We start from the raw sequence: 8,776 nt of genomic DNA, 5'->3' as shown, positions 1-8,776 counted from the left end.
CAGCCAGCCCCATGAGCGCCAGCAGGCGCGCCAGCAGGGCCTCGTCGGCCGCCGTGGCCGCGGCCGCACGAAACAGCACGCCGACCCGGCTGCCGGGGCCCGTTTCATCGCCCTCGCGCCCGAAGGGCACGCAGCTGGCAAAGGGGAAGGCGGTCATCAGGGGCTTGAGCGCCTCTCTGACGGCCAGGGCCTGGTCTGCGGGCAGCCAGACCAGCGCCGTGAGCCGCCAGGGCAGGGTGGCCGGTTCGATGCGCACGGCCGCATGCTTGAGTTCGGGCTGCTTGGACGTGGGGCAGAAGCGCGGCTGCGTCAGCGCGTTCACGCCCTGGCGAGGCAGCCCGTCGGCGTCGGCGCCCCCCAGGTATTCCGCGCCCCAATGCATGGCGATGTAGGCCTGGCCTTCGGCCATGCCGTCGTTCGCCTGGGCGGGCACGATCACCTCGCCGCGGCGCGAGCGCACCGACACCAGCGCCCCGTCCTGCAGACCCAGACGGGCCAGATCCTGCGGGTTCACCTCGACCACAGGTTCGCTCACATGGCCGAAGAGCCGCCCCAGCGTGCCGGTGCGGCTCATGCCATGCCACTGGTCGCGCAGGCGACCGGTGTTCAGGCTGAACGGGTAAGCCGCATCCTGCGCTTCCGCGACCGGCTCATAAGGCATGGCGGCAAACCGGGCGCGCCCATCGGCTGTCGGGAACACGCCGTCGGTGTAGAGGCGCGCCGTGCCCTGGGCGGCACCCTGCGGCATGGGCCACTGTTGCGGGCCGGCGCTGTCCAGCAAGGCGTAGCTGAGCCCGGTGATGTCCAAATCGCGGCCGCGGGTGCTTTCGCGGTGCTCGTTCCACACCGATTCCGGCGAGGTGTAGGGAAACAGCGTGCGGGTTCCGGCGCGGTAGCGTGCGGTGCGGTCGGGCAGCCGGGCTTCCAGCCGCCGCCCGAAGTCGGTGAAGATGAACCAGTCATGGCGGGCCTCGCCCGAGGGCCCCGCGGCAGGGCGGACCCGGCTGATGCGGCGCTCGCTGTTGGTCACGGTGCCATCCTTCTCGCCCCAGGTGGTGGCGGGCAGCAGCAGGTCGGCGTGGGCGCAGGTGGCCGTGGTCGCAAACGCCTCCTGCACCACGACAAACTCGGCGCGCGCCAGCGCCCCCCGCACCGTGGCCTGGTCGGGCAAGGACTGGGCCGGGTTGGTGCAGGCGATCCACAAGGCCTTGATCTCGCCCCGTGCCGCCGCTTCGAACATCTCCACCGCGGTCAGCCCGGGCTGGGCCGGCACCTCGTCCACGCCCCACAGGGCCGCGACCTCTTCGCGGTGCGCGGGGTTGGCCAGGTCGCGGTGGGCGCTCAGCAAGTTGGCCATGCCACCCACCTCGCGGCCGCCCATGGCATTGGGCTGACCCGTCAGCGAGAAGGGGCCGGCACCGGGTTTGCCGATCTGGCCGGTTGCCAGATGCAGGTTGATCAGGGCCGCGTTCTTGTCGGTGCCGCGGCTGCTCTGGTTGAGCCCCTGGCAATACAGCGACAGACTCGGCGTGTGCGATCCCATCCAGCGAGCGGCCAGCACCAGGTCGTCGACCGGGATCCCGCAGGTGGCGGCAGCCTGCTGAGGTGTCCAGTCCTGCACCAAGGTGGCAAGCGCTTCGAAGCCCTGCGTGTGCCGGGCGATGTAGTCGGGGTCCGTCAGTCCCTCGCTGATGAGCACGTTCAGCATCCCGTGGAACAGCGCCACGTCGGTGCCTGGCCGGATCGGCAGGAACAGATCGGCCATGTCCGCCGTCTCTGTGCGCCGGGGGTCGGCCACGATCAGCTTCATCTCCGGATTGGCCTTGCGTGCGTCTTCGATCCGGCGGAACAGAATGGGATGGGCCCAGGCCGTGTTGGCCCCGACGATGAACAGCGTCTGCGCGTGCTGGAAATCGTCGTAGCAGGCGGGAGGCGCGTCGGCGCCCAGCGTGGCTTTGTAGCCGGCCACGGCACTGCTCATGCACAGCCGCGAATTGGTGTCGAGGTTGTTCGTGCCGATCAAGCCCTTCACCAGCTTGTTGAGCACGTAATAGTCCTCGGTGAGCAACTGGCCCGAGCCGTAGAAGCCCACCGCCTGCGGGCCATGTTCACGGATGATCCGGGCGAACCGGTCGGCCGCCTGCTCCAGGGCGGTGTCCCAGCTCAACGGGGTGGGCTCGGCGCCGCGCGTGGCCCGTGCCATGGGCGTCAGCAGTCGGGCTTGCCGGCTCACATGGTCGGCCGCGGTCAGGTGCAGGGTGCTGCCCTTGGTGCACAGCCGGCCGAAGTTGGCAGGGTGCTGCGGGTCGCCCTTCACCTGGATGATGCGTCCCTGTCGCGATTCGATCAGGACGCCGCAGCCCGTGCCGCAGTAGGGGCAGGTGGCACGGGTCACGGTGGCCTCGGGGGCGGGTGTGCTCATGGCAAGGTCTCTCTGTCTGCTCAGCGGGAATGGGCCGCCCTGCGTGGGGTGGCCTCGTGTCGTGTGAAGCGGCGCGTCGTGACCGCTTCTTCTGTCGTGAGCCCGGGCGTCAGGCGGCCAGGGCTTCAGCGTGTGTGGGCGATGCGCTGGCCGAAGCGGCCTGCGCACCGACCGGTGCGGCGGGCTCGCCGAACATCAGTTGCCCTCGCAGCGCCGCAATCGGTGTGCCCTCGCGAATCAGCTTGAAGTACCAGCTGCCGTCAGTCGTGTCGCCATACAGGCACGCTCCCACCAGCTTGTCGCCCCGCAGCACCAGCTTGCGGTAGACCCCGCCATAAGGGTCGGTCAGCACGATCTCTTCGGTGCCCTCGCCACCCATGAAATCGCCTGCGGAAAACAGATCGATCCCCGTGACCTTCAGCTTGGTGGACGTTTGCGAGCCCTTGTACTGGCCGATGCCGAACTGCGCCAGGTGTGTGGCGCAGACCTTGCCCTGTTCGAACAAGGGCGCCACCAGGCCGTAGGCCACGCCGCGGTGCGAAGCGCATTCGCCCACAGCGTAGATGCGCGGGTCGGTCAGCGTCTGCATGGTGTCGGTCACCGAGATCCCGCCGCGGCCGTCATGGTCGCATCGCAGCCCGATGTGTCGGGCCAGCTCGGTGTTGGGGCGGATGCCCGCGGCCATCACCACCAGATCGGCCTCGACCTCGGTGCCGTCCTTGAAGCGCACCGCCTTCACGCGGCCATCCTCGCCGCCCAGCAGGGTTTCGGTGTGCGCACCGATGCGAAAGCGCATGCCCCGGTCTTCAAGCGACCGCTGCAGCAACTGGCTCGCTTTCTGATCCAGTTGGCGCTCCATCAACCAGGGGGCGATGTGCACCACGGTGACCGTCATGCCCCGCAGCATCAGCCCGTTGGCGGCCTCCAGCCCCAGCAGCCCCCCGCCGATCACCACGGCGTGGCGGTGGGTTCGGGCCGTCTCGATCATGCGGTTGGTGTCGGCGATGTCGCGATAGGCCATCACACCCGTCAGTTCCTTGCCGGGAACCGGCAGGATGAAGGGGCTGGAGCCCGTGGCGATCAACAGCCGGTCGTAGGCCGCCTCGGTGCCATCATCGGCCACCACCACCCGGCGGCGGCGATCGACGTCAACGACCTTTCGGTTCAGATGCAGGGTGATGCCATGATCCGCATACCACTGCAGCGGGTTGAGGATGATCTCGTCCAGCGTCTGCTCGCCCGCCAGCACCGGCGACAGCAGAATGCGGTTGTAGTTCGGGTGGGGTTCGGCGCCGAACACCGTGATCTCATACAGATCCGGCGCCACCTTCAACAGTTCTTCGAGGGTGCGGACACCGGCCATGCCGTTGCCGACCATCACCAGTTTGAGCCTGGCCATGTGTGTGCTCCATCAGCGGGATTTTGGAATCGTTTTATGGGCACCCGGCATGCAAGGAAGGGGCCAGCGGGACGCGTGCACCGAGCCTGGGCGGGAAACTTGCATTCCCGTCTGCGAGCGCAGATGCTGGCACCAATGCGGTGCGGTGGTGGCTGCGCAACTGACAAGAACACGCTGAGGTCACATGAGTTTCGACGTCGAGATCGGCTACGCCAGCGAGCGTGGGCCCCGATCAGCCATGGAAGATTTCGCCGGCGTGAACCGGCCCGCTGCTCATGAGGGCGCGTGGGGCGTCATCGCGGCCCTGGCCGATGGCGTATCGTCCGGCGGGCTGGGGCGCGAGGCGGCCCAGACCACCGTGATGGGCCTGCTGCGCGACTGGTATGCCACGCCGGCCACCTGGGACAGCACCGTGGCGCTGGACCGGCTGATCGCGGCGCAGAACGCCTGGCTGGTGGGCCACAACCGCCGCAGGCAGAAGCAACGGGCACCAGCAGGGGAGGTCGGCGGCGCCGCCATGTGCACCTTGACGGCCCTGGTCCTGCGTGCCCACGGCTACACCCTGGCCCATGTAGGCGACAGCCGGGCCTACCTGCTGAGGGGCGACGACTGCCTTCAACTCACGCAGGATCACACGCTGGGCGTCCACGACTTCCAGAACGGCCTAACCCGCGCGGTGGGGCTGGACGATGGGCTGCGGGTGGACTACCTGGAGGGCGAGCTTCAGGTTGGCGACACCTTTGTGCTCACCAGCGATGGCGTGCATGGAGTGCTGTCGAGCGAGGCACTCTCGAAGCTGGCGCGCCAAGGCAGCGCTCAGGAGGCGAGCCAGGCTCTGGTGGCGCGGGCTCTGACCGGAGGCGGGCGCGACAACGCCACGGCGCTGGTGGTCCGTGTGCGCGGGTTGGATCAGGCTACGCTGGACGACATGAGCCGCCGAGGCCGTCAGCTGCCGGTGCCGGCCCGTCTCAGGGAGGGCGACATCCTGGATGGCCTTGCAGTGGAAGCCAGTGTCTTCAGCAATGGCGTGCATCGGGTCTACCGAGTGCGCGACATGCAGACCGGGCAGCTTCACGCCCTCAAGACGCTGCACGAAGCCCGTGCAGGGGATCCGCAGGAGTGCGCCATGCTGGCCCACGAGGCTTGGCTCGCGGCCCGCGTGTCCGAGCGCCGCGCACCCGGGCTGCTGCACGTGACCGAGCCGGCGGCCCCCACCGCCTTCTACATGCTGTCGGATTGGTTGTCCGGCGACAGCCTGGCTCACATGCTGGCGTCGGGCCGACGCTTCAGCGTGGCCGAGGTCGTCGCTGGAGCCACCATGCTGGTGCGTGCGCTGGGACACCTGCACCAACACGGGGTCATCCACCGCGACATCAAGCCCGACAACCTGCATCTGGGCGATGACGGCCAATGGCGCATCCTCGACCTGGGTGCCGCACTGTCGGGCAAGGAGCCCGAGGCGGTGCGCCTGCTTCACGCGGGCACGCCCAGCTACATGAACCCGGAACTGTGGAGCGACGACCCTCAGCAAGCCCGCGCCACATCGGCTGGCGACCTCTTCGCCATGGGGGTGTCGCTGTACGTGTGGCTCACGGGGCGACTGCCCTATGGCGAGATCGAACCCTACCAGACCGGCCGATATCGCCGCGATCCGCAGGCGCCATCACGCTGGCGTCCCGATGTGCCGATCTGGCTCGACCACATCGTGCTCAAGGCTGTGGCGCGCGATCCGAAGCAGCGATTCGAAACGGCCGAGGAAATGCTGCTGGCACTGGAGCGGGGGGCCTCGCGCCCGCTCAACGCGGTGCCGGCCTCACCCTTGCTGGTACGTGACCCGGCGACCGTGTGGCGCGTTGCCTTTGCCTGCTCCTTGCTGTTCAACGTGCTCTTGCTGTACTGGGCCTTGTTTCTGCCACATTGACCCGGGCGCGACCGCCTTTCTCTGCCCAGGTCCGCGTCCAGCGGATCTGCATCACACGCATCATCACCAGCACGGCCACGCCCACCAGCGCGAAGACCAGAAAGCCGTAGAAGTAGGTGCCGAAGTGCTGCTTCGACAGCCCCATGGCATTCGGGATGAAGCCGCCGCCCAGCGCACCCAGCTCACCGATCATCGAACCCGCCACGGCGGTGGTGAGCGGCCAGCGCAGGGGCACCAACTGGAACAGCGCGCCATTGCCTGCGCCCAACGCGGCAAAGCACAGCATGAACAGCAGTGTGGTGGGTGCCAGATGCTGGCCCATGGTGCCGCACACCACCAACGTCACGACGACAAACACCAGCACCGCGGTCAAGGTGTTGATCCCGCCCCAGCGGTCGGACAGCCAGCCGCCAACCACACGCGTGGCCGAACCCATCAGCGTGGCCAGCATCGTCAGTTGACCGGCTTCCACCTTCGTCACGTGGAACTGGTCGTAGAAGTAGGTGGGCAGAAAATTGGCCAGCCCGATGAAGCCACCGAAGGTGACCACGTAGATCAGGCTGAAAGCCCAGCCATCCTTTTCGTACAGGCAGGCCGTGTGCTCCCTCAGGGTCTGGTGTTCTCGATCGGGTGGCTCCTTGGCCAGCACCGCCATCACTGCCATGGGCAACAGCATCGTGAACGCCGCCAGGCCGTACACCGCTTGCCAACCGAACTTCGCCGCCAGCGGCGGTGCGAACAGCACGGCCAGCACCGTGCCACTGTTGCCTGCACCGGCAATGCCCATCGCCAGGCCCTTGTAGCGCGGCGGAAACCAGCCTGATCCCAGCGAGAGCGCGATGCCGAAGCTGCCACCCGCGATGCCGAGCAGCACGCCCATGGCGATCACTTCGCTGTGCGTGTCGACGAAGAAGTAGCCGTAGGCCAGGGCCAGCACGATGAGCCCCATTTCGACCATGGCCGCGCTCTTGCGTCCGATGTACTGCGACAGCAGCCCCAGCGGGAAGCGCATCAGCGCACCGGCCAGGATGGGCACCGAAATCATGAAGCCCTTCTCGGCTGGAGTCAGCGAGAAGGTCTCGCTGATGAACGGCGCCATCGCGCCATTGAGCACCCAGATCGCGAAGGTGAAATCGAAATACAGAAAGGAAGCGAGCAGGGTCGGAGCATGGCCCGACCTCAGAAAGGCCTTGTAATCTGACATGGGAACCTCAGCGGTGCACGCACCATCGTGGGTGTCGTGCTGTTGTATGTCCCCGTTTTGAAGCGAGATGCGTGCCAAGACTGTGCGCGAAGTCGGATGCCGGCGGCGGTGCGCCAAGCATGCTTGATCGGAGACAATCATGCCTGTCAGAACAGGAGCAATGCATCCATGAGCATCAAGTCAGACCGCTGGATTCGCCGCATGGCTGAAGAGCACGGCATGATCGAGCCCTTCGAGCCAGGGCAGATCCGCCAGTCGGCCACGGGTCAGAAGATCGTCAGCTACGGCACGTCGAGCTACGGCTACGACATCCGCTGTGCGCCCGAGTTCAAGGTCTTCACCAACATCCACTCCACGGTGGTCGACCCGAAGAACTTTGATGAGAAGAGTTTCGTCGACATCCACAGCGACGTCTGCATCATTCCGCCCAACAGCTTTGCGCTGGCCCGCACGGTCGAGTACTTCCGCATCCCGCGCAACGTGCTGACCATCTGCCTGGGCAAGAGTACCTATGCCCGCTGCGGCATCATCGTGAACGTCACGCCCTTCGAGCCCGAGTGGGAAGGCTACGTCACGCTCGAATTCAGCAACACCACCCCGCTGCCCGCGAAGATCTATGCGGGCGAAGGCTGCGCCCAGGTGCTGTTCTTCGAAAGCGACGAGGTGTGCGAGACGAGTTACCGTGACCGAGGTGGCAAATACCAGGGCCAACGGGGCGTCACCTTGCCTAAGACCTGAGGCAGGCCGGCCGATAACGCAGAAGGGGTCCACCCATCTCAAGGATGAGCGGCGCTTAACGGAACGTTACAATCTCGCCCGGCCTGGTCAGACACCCTCTGGCACCAGTCCGTGCGCCGGGGTGGCTCGCCGTTGAAGTCGGAAACACACAGAAAAGACAGACAGGTGGAGGCCCCCGGGTTCGCGTGCCCGCGCTGGAGACGTTGACGTCTCGGGGAGGGGGCAGGCACGCGGTGTCGTTCCAGCAGTACCAATTTTCCGGGCCTTTCCCCCATGCGCCGACCGCTTCAGTCTCCTGCGTTGATCAACGCGTTCTACGACAGCCTGCGTCCCGAGCAGCGCGACACGGCCCAGGCCATGCACAAAGCCATTGTCTCGGCTGCGCCGCACCTGCGCCCTGAGGTGAAGTGGGGCAACCTGTGCTTCATGAACGATGGCGACAATGTCATGGCCATCGTGCTCCACAAGATGCACGCCCACCTCCAGATCTTCAACGGGGTCCAGCTGGTAGCGGATTTTCCGGAGCTGGACGGAGCGGGCAAGGGCATGCGCCACATCAAGATCCGCTATCGCCAGCCGGTCAACGACCAGCTCGTGCGAGAACTCACGCTCGCGTCGTTGCAGGTGTGGGGGCGGTCCTCCCCGCGTTGGGGTTAATCGGACCGGGCGGCCCCTGCGCGTCGAAGCGCTTGCTACGATGTCATAACGATGTCTGCGCCCCACCTCATGAATGCCGATCTGCATTGCCACTCCAACGTTTCGGATGGCACCCTGACGCCGGAGGCGGTGGCCCAGCGTGCCCACGGGAACGGTGTGGAGTTGTGGGCGCTGACGGACCACGACGAGGTGGGCGGGCAGCACCGTGCACGGGCTGCGGCCCACGCACTCGGCATGGATTACCTCACGGGGACCGAGATCTCCGTGACCTTCGCCGACAAGACGGTTCACATCGTCGGTCTGGGCTTCGACCCGGATGACCCGGACCTTGTTCAGGGGCTGGCAGCCACCCGCGGCGGGCGCGAACGCCGCGCCCGTGACATGGCGGACGACCTCGCCCGCGTCGGCATTCCCGGTGCTTTCGAAGGCGCGTTG

6 protein-coding genes and 1 pseudogene are annotated in these 8,776 nt (G+C 66.8%); 4 read left to right on the top strand and 3 right to left on the bottom strand.

What is annotated here, in order from left to right; all coding sequences use genetic code 11:
- Nucleotides 1-2,422, bottom strand: a 2,422-nt coding sequence (locus QZ709_RS15445; RefSeq protein WP_294638284.1) for a molybdopterin oxidoreductase family protein, incomplete at its 3' end; no start/stop codon positions are given.
- A gap of 178 nt (nucleotides 2,423-2,600) precedes the next feature.
- Nucleotides 2,601-3,821: pseudogene (locus QZ709_RS15440) on the bottom strand (FAD-dependent oxidoreductase); the annotation flags it as partial.
- 184 nt (nucleotides 3,822-4,005) lie between these two features.
- Between QZ709_RS15440 and QZ709_RS15435 the strand changes: the two are divergent.
- Nucleotides 4,006-5,742, top strand: a complete 1,737-nt coding sequence (locus QZ709_RS15435) for a bifunctional protein-serine/threonine kinase/phosphatase (protein ID WP_294638283.1) — start codon at nucleotides 4,006-4,008, stop codon at nucleotides 5,740-5,742.
- Here the strand turns inward: QZ709_RS15435 and QZ709_RS15430 are convergent.
- Complete coding sequence (locus QZ709_RS15430; RefSeq protein WP_294638282.1) at nucleotides 5,699-6,946, bottom strand: nitrate/nitrite transporter; 1,248 nt, start codon at nucleotides 6,944-6,946, stop codon at nucleotides 5,699-5,701. The genes QZ709_RS15435 and QZ709_RS15430 overlap by 44 nt on opposite strands.
- 168 nt (nucleotides 6,947-7,114) lie before the next feature.
- On the opposite strand from QZ709_RS15430, the gene dcd reads away from it, so the two are divergent.
- The 3 genes from dcd to QZ709_RS15415 form a co-directional block, all read left to right on the top strand.
- Nucleotides 7,115-7,684 carry a dCTP deaminase gene (gene dcd, locus QZ709_RS15425; protein ID WP_294638281.1) on the top strand — a complete coding sequence of 190 codons (570 nt, stop codon included), beginning with the start codon at nucleotides 7,115-7,117 and terminating at the stop codon, nucleotides 7,682-7,684.
- Between the two features lie 273 nt (nucleotides 7,685-7,957).
- Complete coding sequence (locus QZ709_RS15420; protein WP_294638280.1) at nucleotides 7,958-8,341, top strand: iron chaperone; 384 nt, start codon at nucleotides 7,958-7,960, stop codon at nucleotides 8,339-8,341.
- 51 nt (nucleotides 8,342-8,392) lie between these two features.
- On the top strand, nucleotides 8,393-8,776 hold a 384-nt coding region (locus QZ709_RS15415; protein WP_294638279.1), incomplete at its 3' end, for a PHP domain-containing protein.

The organism is uncultured Aquabacterium sp. (genome assembly GCF_913773725.1).
GTDB lineage: Bacteria > Pseudomonadota > Gammaproteobacteria > Burkholderiales > Burkholderiaceae_C > Aquabacterium.
Note: the sequence above shows the minus strand (reverse complement) of the source record. Positions and strands in the feature narration are given on the sequence as shown.

Bases quoted from the DNA above. Each gene is read 5' to 3' on its own strand.
- QZ709_RS15435 (WP_294638283.1), top strand. From the start codon at position 4,006: ATGAGTTTCGACGTCGAGATCGGCTACGCCAGCGAGCGTGGGCCCCGA.
- QZ709_RS15430 (WP_294638282.1), bottom strand. From the start codon at position 6,946: ATGTCAGATTACAAGGCCTTTCTGAGGTCGGGCCATGCTCCGACCCTG.
- dcd (WP_294638281.1), top strand. From the start codon at position 7,115: ATGAGCATCAAGTCAGACCGCTGGATTCGCCGCATGGCTGAAGAGCAC.
- QZ709_RS15420 (WP_294638280.1), top strand. From the start codon at position 7,958: ATGCGCCGACCGCTTCAGTCTCCTGCGTTGATCAACGCGTTCTACGAC.